23 protein-coding genes are annotated in these 17,614 nt (G+C 58.6%); 13 read left to right on the top strand and 10 right to left on the bottom strand.

Annotation, left to right across the window (positions count from 1 at the left end):
* The first annotated feature begins 6 nt into the window (after window positions 1-6).
* On the top strand, window positions 7-717 hold the full coding sequence (gene dnaQ, locus GF108_RS03890) for a DNA polymerase III subunit epsilon (protein ID WP_153666936.1): 711 nt from the start codon (window positions 7-9) through the stop codon (window positions 715-717).
* A gap of 49 nt (window positions 718-766) precedes the next feature.
* On the opposite strand, the gene secB is transcribed toward dnaQ, so the two are convergent.
* A complete protein-coding gene (gene secB, locus GF108_RS03885; RefSeq protein WP_153666935.1) occupies window positions 767-1,273 on the bottom strand; it encodes a protein-export chaperone SecB in 507 nt (168 codons plus the stop codon).
* Between the two features lie 147 nt (window positions 1,274-1,420).
* Window positions 1,421-1,906, bottom strand: coding sequence for an FxsA family protein (locus tag GF108_RS03880; protein ID WP_246663831.1), 486 nt, complete (start codon window positions 1,904-1,906; stop codon window positions 1,421-1,423).
* A 178-nt stretch (window positions 1,907-2,084) separates the two neighbouring features.
* Between GF108_RS03880 and GF108_RS03875 the strand changes: the two genes are divergently transcribed.
* The 4 genes from GF108_RS03875 to GF108_RS03860 are packed head-to-tail and all read left to right on the top strand — an operon-like array spanning window position 2,085 to window position 4,811.
* Window positions 2,085-2,780, top strand: a complete 696-nt coding sequence (locus tag GF108_RS03875; RefSeq protein WP_153666934.1) for a Tim44/TimA family putative adaptor protein — start codon at window positions 2,085-2,087, stop codon at window positions 2,778-2,780.
* A 20-nt stretch (window positions 2,781-2,800) separates the two neighbouring features.
* Window positions 2,801-3,901 carry a murein transglycosylase A gene (locus tag GF108_RS03870; RefSeq protein ID WP_153666933.1) on the top strand — a complete coding sequence of 367 codons (1,101 nt, stop codon included), beginning with the start codon at window positions 2,801-2,803 and terminating at the stop codon, window positions 3,899-3,901.
* On the top strand, window positions 3,898-4,452 hold the full coding sequence (locus tag GF108_RS03865; RefSeq protein WP_153666932.1) for a Smr/MutS family protein: 555 nt from the start codon (window positions 3,898-3,900) through the stop codon (window positions 4,450-4,452). Before GF108_RS03870 ends, GF108_RS03865 begins: the two co-directional genes overlap by 4 nt.
* Entirely contained in the window at window positions 4,449-4,811 is a 363-nt protein-coding gene (locus GF108_RS03860; protein ID WP_153666931.1) for a helix-turn-helix domain-containing protein, read from the top strand. The genes GF108_RS03865 and GF108_RS03860 overlap by 4 nt, the downstream gene beginning before the upstream one ends.
* 9 nt (window positions 4,812-4,820) lie before the next feature.
* Here GF108_RS03860 and GF108_RS03855 read toward each other — a convergent pair whose 3' ends face one another.
* The 4 genes from GF108_RS03855 to hslV all read right to left on the bottom strand — a co-directional run bounded on the left by GF108_RS03855 (window position 4,821) and on the right by hslV (window position 8,336).
* On the bottom strand, window positions 4,821-5,789 hold the full coding sequence (locus GF108_RS03855) for a DUF1402 family protein (RefSeq protein WP_153666930.1): 969 nt from the start codon (window positions 5,787-5,789) through the stop codon (window positions 4,821-4,823).
* A gap of 162 nt (window positions 5,790-5,951) precedes the next feature.
* On the bottom strand, window positions 5,952-7,259 hold the full coding sequence (gene hslU / locus GF108_RS03850) for an ATP-dependent protease ATPase subunit HslU (protein WP_027230922.1): 1,308 nt from the start codon (window positions 7,257-7,259) through the stop codon (window positions 5,952-5,954).
* A complete protein-coding gene (locus GF108_RS03845; protein WP_091947444.1) occupies window positions 7,256-7,792 on the bottom strand; it encodes a GNAT family N-acetyltransferase in 537 nt (178 codons plus the stop codon). The genes hslU and GF108_RS03845 overlap by 4 nt, the downstream gene beginning before the upstream one ends.
* Window positions 7,782-8,336, bottom strand: a complete 555-nt coding sequence (gene hslV, locus GF108_RS03840) for an ATP-dependent protease subunit HslV (RefSeq protein WP_027230920.1) — start codon at window positions 8,334-8,336, stop codon at window positions 7,782-7,784. The genes GF108_RS03845 and hslV overlap by 11 nt, the downstream gene beginning before the upstream one ends.
* A 204-nt stretch (window positions 8,337-8,540) precedes the next feature.
* Here hslV and hisB point away from each other — a divergent pair, with 204 nt between their 5' ends.
* From hisB to coaA, 7 genes are read left to right on the top strand one after another with little or no spacing between them, the layout of a single operon-like run.
* Entirely contained in the window at window positions 8,541-9,149 is a 609-nt protein-coding gene (gene hisB, locus GF108_RS03835) for an imidazoleglycerol-phosphate dehydratase HisB (RefSeq protein WP_027230919.1), read from the top strand.
* A gap of 14 nt (window positions 9,150-9,163) precedes the next feature.
* Window positions 9,164-9,661 carry a DUF2628 domain-containing protein gene (locus tag GF108_RS03830; RefSeq protein ID WP_153666929.1) on the top strand — a complete coding sequence of 166 codons (498 nt, stop codon included), beginning with the start codon at window positions 9,164-9,166 and terminating at the stop codon, window positions 9,659-9,661.
* Window positions 9,662-9,663: 2 nt separating this feature from the next.
* A complete protein-coding gene (hisH, locus tag GF108_RS03825; protein WP_153666928.1) occupies window positions 9,664-10,314 on the top strand; it encodes an imidazole glycerol phosphate synthase subunit HisH in 651 nt (216 codons plus the stop codon).
* Complete coding sequence (gene hisA / locus GF108_RS03820) at window positions 10,311-11,054, top strand: 1-(5-phosphoribosyl)-5-[(5-phosphoribosylamino)methylideneamino]imidazole-4-carboxamide isomerase (RefSeq protein ID WP_370462069.1); 744 nt, start codon at window positions 10,311-10,313, stop codon at window positions 11,052-11,054. The genes hisH and hisA overlap by 4 nt, the downstream gene beginning before the upstream one ends.
* A complete protein-coding gene (hisF, locus tag GF108_RS03815; RefSeq protein WP_153666927.1) occupies window positions 11,051-11,836 on the top strand; it encodes an imidazole glycerol phosphate synthase subunit HisF in 786 nt (261 codons plus the stop codon). The genes hisA and hisF overlap by 4 nt, the downstream gene beginning before the upstream one ends.
* Before the next feature lie 14 nt (window positions 11,837-11,850).
* Entirely contained in the window at window positions 11,851-12,174 is a 324-nt protein-coding gene (locus GF108_RS03810; protein WP_091920702.1) for a phosphoribosyl-ATP diphosphatase, read from the top strand.
* Between the two features lie 47 nt (window positions 12,175-12,221).
* The gene (coaA, locus tag GF108_RS03805; protein WP_027230913.1) at window positions 12,222-13,178 is read left to right on the top strand and encodes a type I pantothenate kinase; all 957 of its coding nucleotides are present in this window, start codon (window positions 12,222-12,224) and stop codon (window positions 13,176-13,178) included.
* Here coaA and GF108_RS03800 read toward each other — a convergent pair.
* The 4 genes from GF108_RS03800 to GF108_RS03785 all read right to left on the bottom strand — a co-directional run bounded on the left by GF108_RS03800 (window position 13,165) and on the right by GF108_RS03785 (window position 16,558).
* A complete protein-coding gene (locus GF108_RS03800) occupies window positions 13,165-13,779 on the bottom strand; it encodes an alpha-ketoglutarate-dependent dioxygenase AlkB (RefSeq protein ID WP_153666926.1) in 615 nt (204 codons plus the stop codon). The genes coaA and GF108_RS03800 overlap by 14 nt on opposite strands.
* Window positions 13,780-13,837: 58 nt before the next feature.
* Window positions 13,838-14,296, bottom strand: coding sequence for a peptidoglycan-binding protein LysM (lysM, locus tag GF108_RS03795; protein WP_153666925.1), 459 nt, complete (start codon window positions 14,294-14,296; stop codon window positions 13,838-13,840).
* Window positions 14,297-14,415: 119 nt separating this feature from the next.
* The gene (gene arfB / locus GF108_RS03790) at window positions 14,416-14,853 is read right to left on the bottom strand and encodes an alternative ribosome rescue aminoacyl-tRNA hydrolase ArfB (RefSeq protein WP_153667328.1); all 438 of its coding nucleotides are present in this window, start codon (window positions 14,851-14,853) and stop codon (window positions 14,416-14,418) included.
* 91 nt (window positions 14,854-14,944) lie between these two features.
* Window positions 14,945-16,558 (bottom strand): phosphoenolpyruvate carboxykinase, encoded by a 1,614-nt coding sequence (locus GF108_RS03785; RefSeq protein WP_153666924.1) that lies wholly within the window; start codon window positions 16,556-16,558, stop codon window positions 14,945-14,947.
* 296 nt (window positions 16,559-16,854) lie between these two features.
* Here GF108_RS03785 and GF108_RS03780 point away from each other — a divergent pair, with 296 nt between their 5' ends.
* On the top strand, window positions 16,855-17,574 hold the full coding sequence (locus tag GF108_RS03780) for a response regulator transcription factor (RefSeq protein ID WP_027230908.1): 720 nt from the start codon (window positions 16,855-16,857) through the stop codon (window positions 17,572-17,574).
* The last annotated feature ends 40 nt before the right edge of the window (window positions 17,575-17,614 follow it).

Below are 17,614 nucleotides of genomic sequence, written 5' to 3'. Positions count from 1 at the left end.
GAGTCGATGCGCGAGATCATTTTCGATACGGAAACAACCGGCCTCGACCGGCTGGAAGACCGCGTCATCGAAATTGGCGGCGTCGAACTGATCAACCGGTTTCCGACCGGCCGTACGTTCCACGTCTATATCAATCCTGAAGGCAAGGCTGTTCACGCCGATGCGCTGGCGGTTCATGGCATCAGCAACGACAAGCTGCTCGACAAGCCGCTTTTCGCTGGCATCCTGCATGACTTCCTGGATTTCATCGACGGCGCCAAGCTGATCGCGCATAACGCGATGTTCGACATCGGCTTTATCAATACCGAGCTCAATCGGCTTGGTCATCCGCCGATCCATACGGACCGGGTCGTTGATACGCTGGCGCTCGCCCGCCGCAAGCATCCGATGGGCCCAAACTCGCTTGATGCGCTCTGCCGGCGCTACGGCATCGACAACAGCCACCGCACGATGCACGGCGCGCTTCTCGATTCGCAGTTGCTCGCCGAGGTCTATATCGAGCTTATCGGCGGCAAGCAGGCGGCACTCGGTTTGACTATCGCCGAACAGGGTGACAGCGGCCGCACGGGCGGCGAGTCTCGTGTGATCCTGATTTCGCCGCGCCCTGTGCCGCTAAAGCCGCGCCTGACCGAAGCTGAAATATCCGCCCATGCACAACTCGTCGCAAAGATCGGCGAAAAGGCTATCTGGAACGAACGCGCCGTCGTTCACCAATAAAAAAAACCCGGGACCTGCCCGGGTTTTTCTCAACTCAAACGAATTCGGCTCAACTGACCTTGGCCTTGGCCTGTTCCTCGGCCATGCGCTGCTGAAACATCTGCGCGAAATCGATCGGATCGATCATCAGTGGCGGGAAACCGCCGTTGCGGGTGGCTTCCGCAATGATCTGGCGCGCAAACGGGAAGAGAAGGCGTGGGCATTCGATGAAGAGCAGCGGCAGCAAATGCTCCTGCGGAAAACCAACGAGACGGAAGACGCCGCCATAGACGAGTTCGGCATTGAAGAGGACTTCCTTGCCTTCGCCGGCCTTGGCCGAAAGTGTCAGAACGACGTCAAAGTCATTCTCGGCAATCGGGTTGGCATTGACGTTCACGTTGATGCTGATCCCGGGGGCCTTGTCGCGCGGACGCAGCGAAAGCGGAGCGCCGGGGCTCTCGAACGAAAGGTCCTTCACATATTGAGCCAGAATGTTCAGCGTCTGCTGCTGGCCCGTACCATTCCCATTGGTCACTTCGTTGCCGTTTTCGGCATTTTCGTCAGGCTTTTGAGCCATTGTCTGGAAACCTTCTTTTGTTGCGTCCGCTTCGGCGGTTATCGATTTGGATGTGGCTCGCTAGCATGTGTGCCTTAACGAGGCAAGCCGCGACCTCTAATCCTATAGTTCCAGCAGCCTAAGCCCAGAGCCGTCAAACTCTCTGCCTCAAGGTTTGGGGTTCCACGGCGAATCGGGGTCCGGCTTCCTTGAAAAGTCCTCCGGATTGAGGTCGATCACCCTGTCCCTCGGACTTGGGGCATCTGAACGCGGCGACCGCCGCATACCGGGCTTGACGACGACGATGCGGTCCTTGACCAGCCGCCAGCCGACATCCCGCACTGCCGGAATGAACAGAAGCAGGCCAATGATATCGGTAATGAACCCGGGAACGATCAGGAGGAAGGCCGCGACGATCAACATGACACCGTGAACGAGTTCGCGCCCAGGCGTGCGACCGCCTGCCGTCTCGGACCGAATACGCTGGATTAGACCGAAGCCCTGGACACGCAGAAGGAAGACGCCGAGAAAGATCGACAGTATCACCAGGCCCAGCGTCGCGAGGACGCCGATCTTGCTGCCAACGATGACAAATCCGGCAATCTCCAGGAACGGCAAGGCGAGCAGGAGCAGGGGAACGAAAAGCGATCGCAAAACTAATTTACCTTTCAAAGGACATATGGGGATATTATCCATTCCCCGCGTCGATTTCATGCCTATATAGGCAAGCAAGATGAGCATTTGTATGATTGCCATTGGCAATCTATATGAATTTGGTATTTCGGCAGAAGATCGAAGACCCTAACGAACGCTGGGATGAGTGGCAGGCGACATGGAATATCTGGACTTTGGAACAATTTTCTTCTTCGTGGCGGCGGTGGTGATCTTCCTCCAGCTGCGCAAGGTCCTTGGCCGGCGGACCGGCAACGAGCGCCCTCCGTTCAATCCCTATACTCGAACGGCCGAGGTCGAAGACAAGTCCAAGCCAAGCGATAATGTGGTTTCGCTGCCGCGTCGCGGCGAAGTGAAGGAAAGCAGCTTCGAAAAGGTCGATGCTGTTGCCAAGCCGGGTACGCCCCTCAATGACGGGCTCCGGGCGATTCAGAATGCCGATCCGGCGTTCGAGCCGGCAAAATTCCTCGACGGGTCGAAGATGGCCTATGAAATGATCGTCATGTCCTTTGCTGATGGCGACCGCAAGACGCTGAAGTCGCTCCTGTCGCGCGAAGTGTTCGACGGTTTCGTCGCCGCCATAGCCGATCGCGAGTCGCGCGGCGAAAAGGTTCAGTCTTCCTTCGTTGGCATCAACAAGGCTGATATTATCGGCGCCGAGATGAAGGGCACGGAATCGCACGTCACTGTGCGCATCGTCAGCGAACTCATTTCCGCAACGCTCGACAAGAACGGTACGGTTATCGACGGCGACAAGGAAGCCGTTGCCGAGGTCAAGGATGTCTGGACTTTCGCCCGTGACACGCGTTCGAAGGACCCGAACTGGAAGCTCGTGGCGACCGAAGCGGAAGACTAATCAGCGATTGAGATAAAGCCATGCTGTCGCCCCTGTTCAAGCCGGTGGATTTTGCAGATTGCCCCGGTTGGCAAGACGATCACCACCTTCCCGCTTTCGAAGCCTTCCGGCGCTCCGCGCAGCATGTACTGGAAAAGCCCTACAAGAGCGGCTCCCTTGGCATCAGTTTTGAAGCGCTTGCGCCGATTTTTGCTGATTCACGTGAAACATCGGTGGAGACCGACGCGGCAGCGCGGCAGTTCTTCGAGCGTTGGTTCAGACCGGCCCTCGTCCGGCCAGCGGATGCTGAGGATGGATTTGTAACGGGCTTCTACGAGCCAGAGGTAGTGGCGTCGCCCGTCCGCACCGATCGTTTCACTGTCCCATTTCTCGGCCGCCCGGCCGATCTCGTCGATGTCGATGACAGCAATCGACCGCAAGGTTTCGATCCCTATTTCGCCTTTGCGCGAAAAACGCCCGAAGGCTTGACCGAATACTTCGACCGACCGGCAATCGAGAGGGGGGCGCTTTCCGGCCAGGGTCTCGAGATCGCCTTTGTCGAAAGCCCGGTTGACGCCTTCTTCATTCACGTCCAGGGCGCCGCTCGCCTCAAGATGACCGACGGCCGCCTCCGGCGGATCACCTATGCTGCGAAAACTGGGCACAGGTTTACCGGTATCGGCAGGATTCTTCTCGAAAGCGGAGAAGTTCCGCCTGCAAAAATGTCGATGCAGGCAATCCGCGCCTGGCTGGCGGCGCATCCGGACAGGGCCCAGGCGCTTATGTGGAACAACTGTTCCTACATCTTTTTCCGCGAAGCCGATGTCGAAGATGAGACGCTTGGACCTGTCGCCGCAGCCAAAGTGCCGTTGACCAACGGCCGGTCGCTCGCCGTTGACCGCCTGCTGCATACATTCGGCACGCCGTTTTATATCCATGCGCCGGACTTGAAGGCGTTTGGCGGCGACGGCTTTGCCCGTTTGATGATTGCGCAGGACACCGGCTCGGCAATTGTCGGCCCGGCGCGGGGCGATCTTTTTGCCGGATCGGGCGGCGCGGCCGGCGAAATCGCCGGCGGCATCCGCAACCGTGCCGATTTTTATGCGCTGGTGCCCCGTTCGCTGCTGGCCGGGGCGCGATGAGGAAGCGGCCGCAGGACGGATTCGCCACGCTTGAAGACCGGATCCTCTGGGAGACGGTGGCAAAGACCGCACGGCCGTTGAAGGGTAAGACCAAGCCACTCTTTCTCAGCGACGATTCCGAGAAGGAAGCCAAGGTCCATCCGTCCGCGCCGGAGAATACAAAGCCGATAGCTATCGGTCCTGCTGTTCCAAAAGCCCCGCCGCCGCATCGTCTGCATCCGATCGACCGTCCGACGCACAAGAAGATCGCGCGCGGGCGCGTCGACATAGAGGCAAGGATCGATCTCCATGGCCTGACGCAAAGCGAGGCATATGGGCTGCTGCTCGGATTTCTGCAACGGGCGCATTTGCGCAAGCTGCGCTACGTGCTGGTCATTACCGGCAAGGGTTCTTCATTCGGAAGCGACGGCGTGCTGAAGCAGGCTGTGCCACTATGGTTTGCGACGCCGTCGTTCCGCCCGCTGGTCAATGGCTATGAGGACGCGGCCCGTAACCATGGCGGCAGCGGCGCTATCTATGTGCGCATGCGCCGCCTGAGCGATGCGCCATGACACCGTTCGGGAAAAAACTTCGCGATCTCCGGAGCGAGCGGGGAATCTCGCAAAAGGAAATGGCCAAGGCAATCGGCGTCTCGGCTGCCTACCTTTCGGCGCTCGAGCACGGCAATCGTGGTCAACCGACCTGGGACAAGCTGCAGCGCATCATCCAGTACTTAAACATCATCTGGGACGAGGCGGAGGAATTGCAGCGGCTCGCGATGATTTCGGACCCGCGCGTCACCATCGATACCGGCGGTCTCTCGCCGGCAGCGACAGAGCTTGCCAACCTGCTGGCGATCACCATTGCCGACATGGACGATGCGACCGCCCGCGAACTGATCGAGCGGTTGAAAGCCGTGCCGAAGCGTTGAACCTGTGGCCTAGAACAATGCCCGCAGCTGGTCGATCTTCTCATTCACCAGCCAGCCATAGTAATTTTCAGCTGGAAACTCCGGCGCCTGGCCATTGGCAATGCGCGCGGCGTTAGCGTCGGCCAGCGCGCGGGCGCGTGCATCGGCACCGCCTGTATTGTACAGCGTCGCGGTGACGCCGGGATTCTTGGAAATGTCGAAATCGGCAACGCGCCGATAGACCTCTATGGAGTGCTTCAGCGTTGCCGCCATGTAGGGCAACGTCAGATCGGGATCCATGATGGTCTTGTAGACCTCGGCTGCATGGTCGGCATCGAGCTTGGGCAGGCCCGAATACCGATTGACCATATCGGTCATCTGCAGTGCGACCAACGGGCTGAGTTGCCCGAGGCCGAAACTCTGGCCGGCATAGAAGGGTTGGAAAAACACAGTGCTGAAACGGTTGTCGGGGAAGCGCTTGCCGCCAACAGTCTTGCCGCGAAAATCATGGTCCCAAACGTCCTCCCGGCAGGTCCACAAACGCAAGCTGTCCTTGAATTGCGCGCATTCCGAAAATTGCGGGCGCTTGACGAAAGTCCCGATGGTCTCGCCTTGATAGTCGAATGCGAGGCCCTGCTGCACGTAGGATATCGCCTTGACGTAGTAGGTTTGCAGGCGGTCATAGGCATCGACATTATAGGTATGCTCGCCGATCAATGCGCCGGCAATATGGACCGGATCAATGCCATAGGTCCGGGCAACGCTGGCGATCTTCGAGCGTAGTTTGGAGTCCGTTTTCAGAAGATTGTAGATCTTCTGGTACTTGGCTTCGTAGGTCGTGTTGAGATCACGGGTGCGCTTTGCCGATGCAGCCGGAACGCCAGGCTGGCTCGCATTGCGATTTCCTTCCGGAACGACTGTCACGGCTGTCGCCGTCGGCACGGCCGCAAAAAGCGCGAGCGCAAGGCTCGTCGTGAGGCAGATCAGGTGGTTTCTCATAGCGGTCCAGAATTCCGTCGGGCGTTCCAAATAGCCTCTTGCTCGCGCGAAAGCCAGAAAAACCTCATCGTCAGCGCTTGCCCCAAAGAAAAATGCCTCCCCTTCTGGCAGGGAGGCATTGATTCGCATTGCAAAATGCGCAGCTGTCGCACTTCCGGGAAACTAGAGAATGAAGCGCGAAAGATCGCTATTCTTAGCAAGGTCGCCGACGGTCTCGCGGACATATTTGGCGTCGATCGTGTGTTCGGTCCCGGCTTTGTCTGGAGCCGAGAACGAAATCTCGTCAAGTACCCGCTCCATGACGGTCTGCAGCCGCCGCGCCCCGATGTTCTCCACGGTAGAATTGAGGTCCACCGCGATATCGGCGAGCGCGTCGATGGCATCGTCCGTAATGTTGAGCGTCACGCCTTCCGTTTCCATCAATGCGATATACTGCTTCAGGAGGCTGGCCTCCGGCTCGGTCAGGATTTGGCGCATGTCATCGCGCGAAAGCGCGCTCAGCTCGACCCGAATCGGCAGACGTCCCTGCAATTCCGGCAAGAGGTCCGAGGGCTTTGCGACATGAAAAGCGCCCGAGGCGATGAACAGGATGTGGTCGGTCTTGATCGGTCCATATTTGGTCGCAACAGTCGTGCCCTCGACGAGCGGCAGCAGATCGCGCTGCACCCCTTCGCGGGAAACGCCCGCCCCGACGCCGCCGTCGCGCGCGGCGATCTTGTCGATCTCGTCGAGGAAGACGATGCCGTCATCCTCAGCCGAGCGCATGGCTTCCTTGGTGATCTGTTCCTGGTCGAGCAGTTTGTCCGACTCGTCATTGATCAGAACGCCGTAGGAATCCTTGACCGTGGTCTTCACTGTCTTGGTGCGACCGCCCATGGCCTTGCCGAGCATGTCGCTGAGATTGAGCACGCCGATATTGGCGCCGGGCATTCCAGGCAATTCAAAATTCGGCATGCCTGAGCCGGTTTCGGCGACCTCGACCTCGATTTCCTTGTCATCGATCAGGCCGTCGCGAAGTTTCTTGCGGAAGGAGTCGCGCGTTGCCGGGCTGGCCGTCTTGCCAACAAGGGCGTCAAGGACACGCTCTTCGGCGTTGACGTGAGCGCGAGCCTTCACTTCTTCGCGCTTCTTCTCACGCACAAGGCCGATTGCGACCTCGACGAGATCACGGATGATCTGTTCGACGTCGCGGCCGACATAGCCGACTTCGGTGAATTTCGTGGCCTCCACCTTGATGAACGGTGCGCCGGCGAGCTTGGCAAGTCGGCGCGAGATTTCGGTTTTGCCGACGCCGGTCGGTCCGATCATCAGGATGTTCTTGGGCATGACTTCTTCGCGCATCTGGCCCTCGAGCTGCTGGCGGCGCCAGCGGTTGCGCAGGGCGATGGCAACGGCGCGTTTCGCGTCCTTCTGGCCGATGATGTAGCGATCGAGCTCAGAGACGATTTCACGGGGAGAAAATGTTGTCATTGTATTCTCGTTTCATCTGAAGAAAGTTCAGGATTGTCGCGCGCCATCATGAGGGCGGGACCATAGATGGTTGTGCGGGTGTCGAAAGCGATAAAGCCTGCTTTCTTGTAAGCTTTGACCGCGTGGGCGTTGGCCGGATCGGGATCGACGATTACCCGGGGCACGCCCTCTTCGAAAAGAAGCGATACGAATTCGTCGAGGAGCCTCGGCCCGTGGCCCTGCCCGATCAGGTCGGGCTCGCCGATGAACTGGTCGAGACCGAGCGTTCCCGTCGGCTGATCCTGGTAGGGATGATCGTCCTCCAGATGCGGATCATAGGTCTGCAGATAGCCGATCGCTTCGTCGCCAAGCATGATGATGAAGGGTTCCACCGAAACGCTGTCCATGCTTTCCATGATCAAGGCCATCTCTTCATCGGGGCTTTTGCCCCACCACTTCGCCACATGCGGTTCGGCCAGCCACTCCATGATCATGTTGAGGTGGCGCGGCTCAACCGGAATGAAACGGTAGTGATAGTGTGGCTCATTCGGCATCGAGACTCTCGAGGGTAACGCTCGTATTGGTAAAAACGCATATATCAGCGGCGATCTGCATGGCCTTGCGGGCAATTTCCTCGGCGCCAAGGTCGGTGTCGGCAAGCGCACGCGCTGCTGCGAGGGCGTAATTGCCACCTGAACCGATGGCCATAACACCGAATTCCGGCTCCAGCACATCGCCTGTTCCTGTGAGAGCGAGCGTAACCGATTTGTCGGCGACAAGCATCATCGCCTCAAGGCGGCGCAGATAGCGGTCGGTTCGCCAGTCCTTGGCGAGCTCGACGCAGGCGCGCATCAGCTGGTCGGGATATTGTTCAAGCTTGCTTTCAAGCCGTTCGAGCAGGGTAAAGGCGTCTGCAGTGGCACCAGCAAATCCGGCAATGACATTGCCCTTGCCGATGCGGCGCACCTTGCGTGCATTGCCCTTCATAACCGTGTTGCCGAGGCTGACCTGTCCGTCACCGGCAATGACGACCTTGCCGTTCTTGCGAACCGTAACGATGGTCGTGCCATACATGGTGGAGGGATTGTGTTCTTGCATTGGGTTCTCCTTCAAGCAGGTCCGATTATGCTCCAATTGGCAGCAGATCGAACCCCTTCTGTGCCACTTATGTATGACGCGGCCGCCGAAATGCAAATGCTGCCGGAATCTGCGCCATCAAAGCATTTGGAGATTCGCCGCCCATGTTCTAGAAGGCCACAATTGAAAGCCAGCTTGCGGATCCATGTGGCGGGAAAACAGTAGATGAGCAGCCCTAACAAACGCACGGCAAAGATCGAGCGGACCACCAAGGAAACCTCGATTGCCGTATCGGTTAATCTGGACGGTACCGGCACGTTCAACGTGGCAACGGGCGTCGGTTTCTTTGATCACATGCTGGAACAGCTCTCGCGCCATTCTCTGATCGACATGGACATCAAGGCGAATGGCGATCTTCACATCGACGACCACCACACCGTGGAGGATACGGGCATTGCCATCGGCCAGGCGATCGCCAAGGCTCTCGGCGACCGGCGCGGGATCAATCGTTATGCCTCGCTCGACCTTGCAATGGATGAGACGCTGACCAGAGCGGCGCTTGACGTTTCGGGCAGACCGTTCCTCGTGTGGCAAGTCGAGTTCTCGGCACCGAAAATCGGCACATTCGATACGGAGCTTGTTCGCGAGTTCTTCCAGGCCCTGTCGCAGAATGCCGGCATCACTTTGCACGTAACGAACCTTTACGGCGCCAACAACCATCATATCGCCGAAACCTGTTTCAAGGCGGTGGCACGAACGTTACGTAACGCGATCGAGACCGATCCCAGGCAGAAGGACGCGATCCCTTCCACCAAGGGTACGCTCAACGGCTAGCGGAGGTTTGGGTGATGGCGAGCTTCCTGGTATTGACACCGCGACCTGACAATGGCGGGCGCAATGAGGACAAGACCGTCTTCATCCGCGACGGCTTTGCGTTTCTCGCGCTCATCCTGCCTTTTGTCTGGCTGCTCTTTCACAAATTGTGGTTCGAGGCGGCCATGGTGCTTGCGGCCGGTGTCGCGATTTCCGCGGTCGGCAGCTATACGGGCCACGATGGCGCCGCCGGGCTGATTGGACTTCTGGTTTCGCTGCTTGTTGGGCTGGAGGCGAACCATTGGCGCGCGGCCGCTCTTGAGCGCCGCGGCTTCGAACTTGCCGGGGTCGTCGATGCGCATAACGCAAGCGATGCCGAAACGATCTGGTTTCTCGGAACAGAGCGTTTCCGTCCGGTGCTCCCGGCTAAAAATCCCGTCCCGACCTCCGACACGCCGAGTTTCGCGGCGATGCCACGTCCGGCACCGCTCGGCGGAATGGTCGGGCTCGTCAGTCATCGCGGAGAGAATTGAGCATGCGCGTTGCCATCATCGACTATGGCTCCGGCAATCTCCGCTCCGCCACCAAGGCATTCGAGCGGGCATCGCGCGAAGCCGGAATAGTTGCGGAGATCGAACTCACAGCGGATGCTGATCGGGTGCTGAGTGCCGACCGCATCGTCCTGCCGGGCGTAGGCGCCTATGCCGATTGTCTCAAAGGTCTTGGTTCCGTTCCCGGAATGGTCGAGGCGATCCATGAAGTGGTGATGGAGAAGGCGCGGCCATTCCTTGGCATTTGCGTCGGCATGCAGCTCATGTCGTCGCGCGGGCTCGAGAAGACGATCTCCGTCGGTTTCGACTGGATCAAGGGTGATGTCCGCGAAATGGTCCCTTCCGATCCGGCGCTGAAAATCCCGCAAATTGGTTGGAACACCATTCGCCTGACGCGGCCGCACCCGCTCTTCGACGGAATCAGGACGGGGCCGGAGGGCCTTCACGCCTATTTCGTTCATTCCTATTTTCTCGATGCGGAGCTTGAAAACGACGTGATCGCCGTTACCGACTACGGCGGCGCCGTGACGGCTGCTGTTGCCAACGACAATATGGCGGGGACGCAGTTTCATCCGGAAAAGAGCCAGGCGCTCGGCCTGGCTCTCATCGCCAATTTTCTGAGGTGGAACCCGTGATCCTGTTTCCGGCAATCGATCTCAAAGACGGGCAATGCGTGCGCTTGAGGCTCGGCGATATGGAGCAGGCGACCGTTTACAATACTGACCCGGCGGCGCAGGCGAAGGAATTCGAGGACCAGGGCTTCGAGGGGTTGCACGTGGTTGACCTCAACGGCGCCTTTGCTGGCCAATCCGTCAACGGCGCGGCGGTCGAAGCCATCCTAAAGGCGACCAAAAATCCTGTCCAACTCGGCGGCGGCATCCGCACGATCGCGCACATCGAGGCGTGGCTGGCAAAGGGCCTCGCGCGGGTCATTCTCGGCACTGTCGCCGTTCGCGATCCCGCACTGGTTATCGAAGCCTGCAAGGCGTTTCCCGGCAAGATTGCCGTTGGCATCGATGCCAAGGGTGGCAAGGTTGCGGTCGAAGGTTGGGCGGAAGCATCGACGCTTGGCGTGATTGAGCTTGCGCAGAAGTTCGAGGGTGCGGGCGTTGCCGCGATCATCTACACGGATATCGATCGCGACGGCGTCCTGGCCGGCATCAATTGGGAATCGACGCTGCAACTGGCCGAAGCAGTGTCCATACCAGTCATCGCTTCGGGCGGCCTTGCCTCGATCGCCGATATCTTGCGCATGACCATGCCCGATGCCGCACGGCTCGAAGGCGCGATTTCCGGGCGCGCACTTTATGACGGCCGCATCGATCCGGAGGAAGCGCTGACGGTGCTTCGGCAAGCAAGGGAGCGCGCCGCATGACCCTTAAAGCCCGGGTTATTCCCTGCCTCGACGTCAAGGACGGACGCGTGGTCAAGGGCGTCAATTTTGTCGATCTGATCGACGCCGGTGATCCGGTGGAGGCAGCCAAGGCCTATGACGCGGCGGGAGCCGATGAGCTTTGCTTTCTCGATATCACCGCCTCCTCGGACAATCGTGAGACGATTTTCGATGTGGTGGCTCGCACGGCCGAGCAGTGCTTCATGCCGCTGACGGTGGGCGGCGGCGTGCGTACCGTTGCCGACATTCGCAAGCTGCTGCTTGCAGGGGCCGACAAGGTTTCGATCAACACAGCTGCTGTCAAGAATCCCGAATTCATTGCCGAGGCGGCTGATAAGTTCGGCAATCAATGCATCGTCGTTGCCATCGACGCAAAGAAAGTATCAGGCGAAGGCGAGGCGGACCGCTGGGAAATCTTCACCCACGGCGGCAGGAAAGCCACAGGCATTGATGCAGTGGACTTTGCCCGCAGGGTCGTCGATCTCGGCGCCGGCGAAATTTTGTTGACCTCGATGGATCGTGATGGCTCGAAGATCGGCTACGACATTCCCGTAACGCGCGCCATTGCCGATGCGGTCAAGGTTCCCGTCATCGCATCGGGAGGGGTCGGCAATCTCGACCATATGGTCGAAGGCATACGCGAAGGTCATGCCTCCGCCGTTCTTGCCGCATCCATTTTCCACTTCGGCACGTATTCGATTGGCGAAGCCAAGGCCCACATGGCGGCAGCGGGTATTCCGATGCGCCTTGATCCCATCCGCTGAGTTGGAGACAACCCATGAGTTCATTTACCCTTAGTGACCTCGAACGCATCGTCGCAGAGCGTGCCGCCTCCGCCGATGCCGGATCCTATACGGCAAGCCTCTACGCCAAGGGCATAGGCAAGGCCAGCCAGAAGCTTGGTGAAGAGGCGGTAGAAACCGTGATCGCGGCTGTCTCCGGCGATGCCAAGGGGATTGTTTCGGAGAGTGCTGATTTGCTCTATCATCTTGTCGTTGTTCTTGGAATCTCGGGCATCAAGCTTGAAGACGTGCTTGCCGAACTCGAACGGCGGACGGCGCAAACCGGGCTTGAGGAAAAAGCCGCGCGCGGGCAGGGTTGATCGTGTTCCGGTCTTCGACGAGCGAACGGCAGAGGGAAGGGGAAGTCATGGACCAATTGGCACCCAGCGAGTTTTCGCCTTACCGCTTCTACAGTGCGGAGCGATGGGCGGAGTTTCGTGCCGATACACCCATGACGCTGACCTACGACGAGATCAAACGGTTGCGTTCGCTGAACGACCCGATCGATCTCGATGAAGTTACGCGCATCTACCTGTCGCTTTCGCGCTTGCTGTCGGCCCATGTCGAGGCGAGCCAGCTTCTGTTTTACCAGCGCCGCCGGTTTCTCAACACCAGCGAATCCTTCAAGACACCCTTTATCATCGGCATTGCGGGATCGGTCGCGGTTGGCAAATCCACGACGGCACGCGTGTTGAAGGAATTGCTGGCGCGTTGGCCGTCGAGCCCGAAAGTCGATCTCGTCACCACCGACGGGTTTCTCTATCCAAACGAAGTGCTTCGCGCCAAAGGCCTGATGGAACGCAAGGGTTTTCCCGAAAGCTACGATGTCGGCATGGTCCTGCGCTTTCTCTCGTCGATCAAGGCCGGCCAGCGCAACGTCAACGCGCCGCTCTATTCGCATTTGACCTACGACGTCCTGCCCGGGCAATTTCAGACCGTCGATGCACCCGACATCCTGATTTTTGAAGGCATCAACGTTCTGCAGGTTCGCGACCTGCCGGAGGATGGCAAGATGGTGCCGTTCGTCTCCGATTTCTTCGATTTCTCGATCTATATCGATGCCGATGAAGAGCAGATCCACAAATGGTACATCAGCCGCTTCATGCGGCTGCGTGAGACCGCATTCCGCGATCCTACGTCGTTCTTCCATCGTTATTCGACAATCTCCGAAGACGCGGCGCGCGCCATCGGCGAAAGCCTCTGGGCCAATATCAACCTCAAGAATCTGCGTGAGAACATACTGCCCACTCGACCTCGCGCCGATCTTATCCTGCGCAAGGGCGACAATCACTTGATCGAGGAAGTTGCGCTCAGGAAGCTGTAACCCGGCGAAGCGTGAGGTTGATGCGACCCGTGCCTTTGAGCAGCATCGATGTTCCGGGATAGATCCTGTCGACGCCATGATAGGCGAGGCGTCCCTCGCCGCCGAGCACAATGACATCGCCGCTCGATAAACGCAGCGACTGCGTCTTATCTGTTCGTTTTGTGCCGCCGAAGCGGAACTGGCAGGCATCGCCAAGCGAAACCGAAACGACGGGCGCGTTAAGATTTTGCTCGTCGCGATCCTGGTGCTGTCCCATCTTGGCGGTGTCCGAATAGAAATTCACCAAACAGGCTTCGGGCGGCATCGGGAATTCCGAGATATGATGCCAGAGCTGTTGCAGGCGCTCGGGAATGGGTGGCCAGGGTTCCCCGGTGATTGGATGCACAGGCTGGTAGCGGTAGCCGCCCTCCTTGTCCGTCACCCAGCCGAGCGCGCCGCAATTGGTCATGCGCACGCTCATCTCCTTGCCGGTTTTTGGCATTGCCGGAACATAAAGCGGTGCCTGTGCAACCACCGCCCTGATATCCTCAACCAATGCGGCCTGCGCCGCCTGGTCAAAATAGTCGGGATAATAGCGAATTCCAGGAGCCAGCAGGATCATCGTCTTGGATGCAAAGCTTGCCGGCCCGGTAGTACCGGGCCGTGCCTGATGAAAGGTGCTATTTGAGTTCTGGAATGCGCAGCACCTGGCCGGGATAAATCTTGTCCGGGTGGGTGAGCATCGGCTTGTTGGCGTCGAAAATAAGCGTATTTTTGGCGCCCTTGCCCTTGCCGTACTGGGCTTCGGCGATCTTCCAGAGGTTGTCGCCCTTCTTGACCGTATAGAACACCGGGGCCTTTTCAATCGATCCCGTCGGCGCATTGTCGATCTTGAGCTCGTCGGTTTCGACCTTGGAGATGCCAAGGGAATTGCCGACGGCGATAATCGCCTTTTCGAGAATTTCCTGGTTGGTCACGTTGCCCTTGAGAACGGCCTTGTCGCCCTGAACCACGACCTCGACATTTTCGGTACCGAGCTCGTGGGAGTCGAGCTCCTTCTTCAGGTCTTCGGCCTTTGGCTCGTCGTCGCCGATGCCGATCTTCTTGCCTACGGATTTAACGAAATCAAACAGTCCCATAACTGGCTCCTGATAATTGTTCAAACCGACATATGCAGTTGTGGCATTCCGTGAAGGACTTGAAAAGGCTAGAAAATCACCCGAGCAGATTATAGCGTCAGGTATTGGCGACCGAGACTCTAGTCGCCTGATACCCTGCCACGCATCTTCTTTACGTCGGAACGGCCGGATTTCGCCTTGAGGCGACGCTCGATCGAACCTTTCGTGGGCCTCGTCTTCTTGCGCGGCGGTGGCGGTGGCTCGGCCGCCTTGGCGATCAGCGCGACCATCCGCTCGCGCGCATCTTCCCGATTGCGCTCCTGCATGCGGAAGCGGCTCGCCTCAATGAGGATATCGCCGTCCTTCGTCGCGCGCTGACCGGCGAGCTTGAGGAGCCGTGCGAAGACTTCGTCGGGCAGGCCCGCATTCGCCGCAAGAAAGCGCAGCTGCACCGCGGTCGAAACTTTGTTGACATTCTGGCCGCCTGGTCCAGCCGAGCGAATGAAGCTCTCTTCCAGATCGCTTTCATCGATCCAGATCCGGTTGGTGATTTTGATCCGGGTGCGGCTCTCTTCCATGCCAGATTGGTAACCCAATCTTTGATTCGCGCAAAGGTGCATAAAATGCGAAGAGCCCCGCGGTGGGCGGGGCTCTTACGAATTGTCTGGCCTATTCTGCGGCGACCGGCATATGCGGCGCGGCAGCCCTGATATCGCTATCCACGTGGCTTTCGAACTTGCCAAAGTTGCGAACGAACATATCGACAAGTTTCATCGCCTGAGCATCATATGCTGCCTTGTCAGCCCAGGTCGAGCGCGGATCGAGGATCGACTGATCGACGCCGGGCACGGAAACCGGCACGTCGAAGCCAAAGTTCGGATCCGTGCGGAACTCGACGTTCTTCAAGGAACCATCGAGCGCTGCTGAGAGAAGCGCCCGCGTGGCCTTGATCGGCATGCGTTTGCCCGTGCCGTAGGCGCCGCCAGTCCAGCCGGTATTGACCAGCCAACAGTCGACGCCGTGCTCGGCAATGAGTTCGCGCAGGAGGTTGCCGTATTCCGAAGGATGGCGCGGCATGAACGGCGCGCCGAAGCAGGTGGAGAAGGTTGCCTCCGGCTCGGTAACTCCACGCTCTGTGCCCGCGACTTTGGCGGTATAGCCGGAGAGGAAGTGGTACATCGCCTGCGCCGGCGTGAGTTTTGCGATGGGAGGCATGACGCCGAACGCATCGGCGGTCAGCATGATGATATTCTTCGGGTGGCTCGCCTTGCCTGTCTTCGATGCATTCGGAATGAAGTCGAGCGGATAGGCGCAGCGTGTGTTCTCCGTCAGCGAACCGTCATTAAAGTCTGGCTGCCGGCTTGCGTCGAGAACGACGTTTTCGAGAACAGTGCCGAAGCGCTGCGTCGTCGCGTAGATCTCGGGCTCCGCTTCGGCGGACAGACGGATCGTCTTGGCATAGCAGCCACCTTCGAAATTGAAGACGCCGTGCTCGCCCCAGCCATGTTCGTCGTCGCCGATCAGCGTGCGCGAGGGATCAGCCGACAGCGTGGTCTTCCCGGTGCCGGAGAGCCCGAAGAACACGGCGGTATCGCCATCAGGACCCTCATTGGCCGAACAGTGCATCGGCATCACCCCTTTGGCGGGGAGGATATAGTTCAATGCCGTGAAGACAGATTTCTTCATCTCCCCCGCATAGGCCGAACCGCCGATAAGAACGATGAGACGATTGAGATCGACAGCGATGACCGTTTCCGTCCGCGTGCCATGGCGCGCTGGATCGGCACGGAACGACGGCAGGTCGATGATCGTCATTTGCGGCACGAAGCTCGCGAGCTTGTCGCGCTCGGGACGGATCAGCAGATTGCGGATGAACAGGGAATGCCAGGCAAACTCGGTGATGACGCGGGTGTTGAGCTTGTAGTCGTCATCGGCGCCGCCGACGAGATCCTGAACGAAAAGTTCCTTGCCTTTCGCCTGCTCCATGAAGTCGGCATAGAGCAATTCGAATTTTTCCGGTGAAATCGGGGCGTTGTTGTCCCACCAGACATGTGCTTCGGTGGAACCGTCGCGCACGACGAACTTGTCCTTCGGCGAGCGTCCCGTGTGCTGACCGGTCCGGGCGACCAACGCACCCTGGGCGGTGAGCTGTGCTTCGCCGCGGCGTACGACTTCTTCATAAAGTTCAGCTGCTTCGAGGTTGTAATAAACCGCCGAAAGTTCCTTCAAGCCTGAGTTGCCGAGCGCGATAGACGCGTTGTGGATACCGGTTTCTCTAGTCATGTGTCCGCCGTTGTTAGGGTCAATAGATGCATTCGCCGCAGTCTTGCATCATCGTACAAGAACGCGGCTACGTCTCGTCAAAAGCAGAAAAATTGAATAGTTTCAAATATTTAATCGATTTAAAGAATTTAAATATTTTTAAATCGGTTTAAGTAAGGGGAAATTTCCGTGCTCTTCCCTTTACGTAAGACAGACGTGGACTGGTCCGGGTGACACCGCCGCGGATCTGTGCCACATTTTGTACCTAATTTGTACTGCACAAGCTGTGCAGACCAATGGCATAAGGAAGGCAGCGCATGAGGGAAGTCCCCGCAATGCAAACAATAGCGCTCGTCGATGACGACCGCAACATTCTGACGTCCGTTTCGATTGCGCTCGAATCGGAAGGCTATCGCGTCGAAACCTATACGGATGGCGCCTCCGCGCTCGACGGCCTGATGGCGCGCCCGCCTAACCTTGCCATTTTCGACATCAAGATGCCCCGCATGGACGGGATGGAGTTGCTGCGCCGCCTGCGTCAGAAGTCCGACCTGCCGGTCATCTTCCTCACCTCCAAGGATGACGAGATCGATGAGTTGTTCGGCCTCAAGATGGGTGCGGACGACTTTATCACCAAACCGTTCTCGCAACGCCTGCTCGTCGAGCGGGTCAAAGCCGTGCTGCGCCGTGTCGCCGCGCGTGATGGCACCGTTAAGCCGGGAAGCCCGCAGGCGAAATCGCTCGAACGCGGCCAGTTGGTCATGGACCAGGAACGCCACACCTGCACATGGATGGGCGAACCGGTGACGCTGACGGTCACCGAGTTCCTGATCCTGCATTCGCTGGCGCAGCGCCCCGGCGTGGTCAAGAGCCGCGATGCGCTCATGGATGCCGCCTATGACGAGCAGGTCTATGTCGACGATCGCACCATCGACAGCCACATCAAGCGCCTGCGCAAGAAGTTCAAGGTAGTCGACGACGATTTCGACATGATCGAAACACTTTACGGCGTGGGCTACCGTTTTCGCGAAACCTGATAGAATAGCCGCGGTATAGGTTAATTGATGGATGGGCTTG

The sequence above is a fragment of the Phyllobacterium sp. SYP-B3895 genome, assembly GCF_009647635.1.
GTDB classification, from domain to species: Bacteria; Pseudomonadota; Alphaproteobacteria; order Rhizobiales; family Rhizobiaceae; genus Phyllobacterium; species Phyllobacterium pellucidum.
Note: the sequence above shows the minus strand (reverse complement) of the source record. Positions and strands in the feature narration are given on the sequence as shown.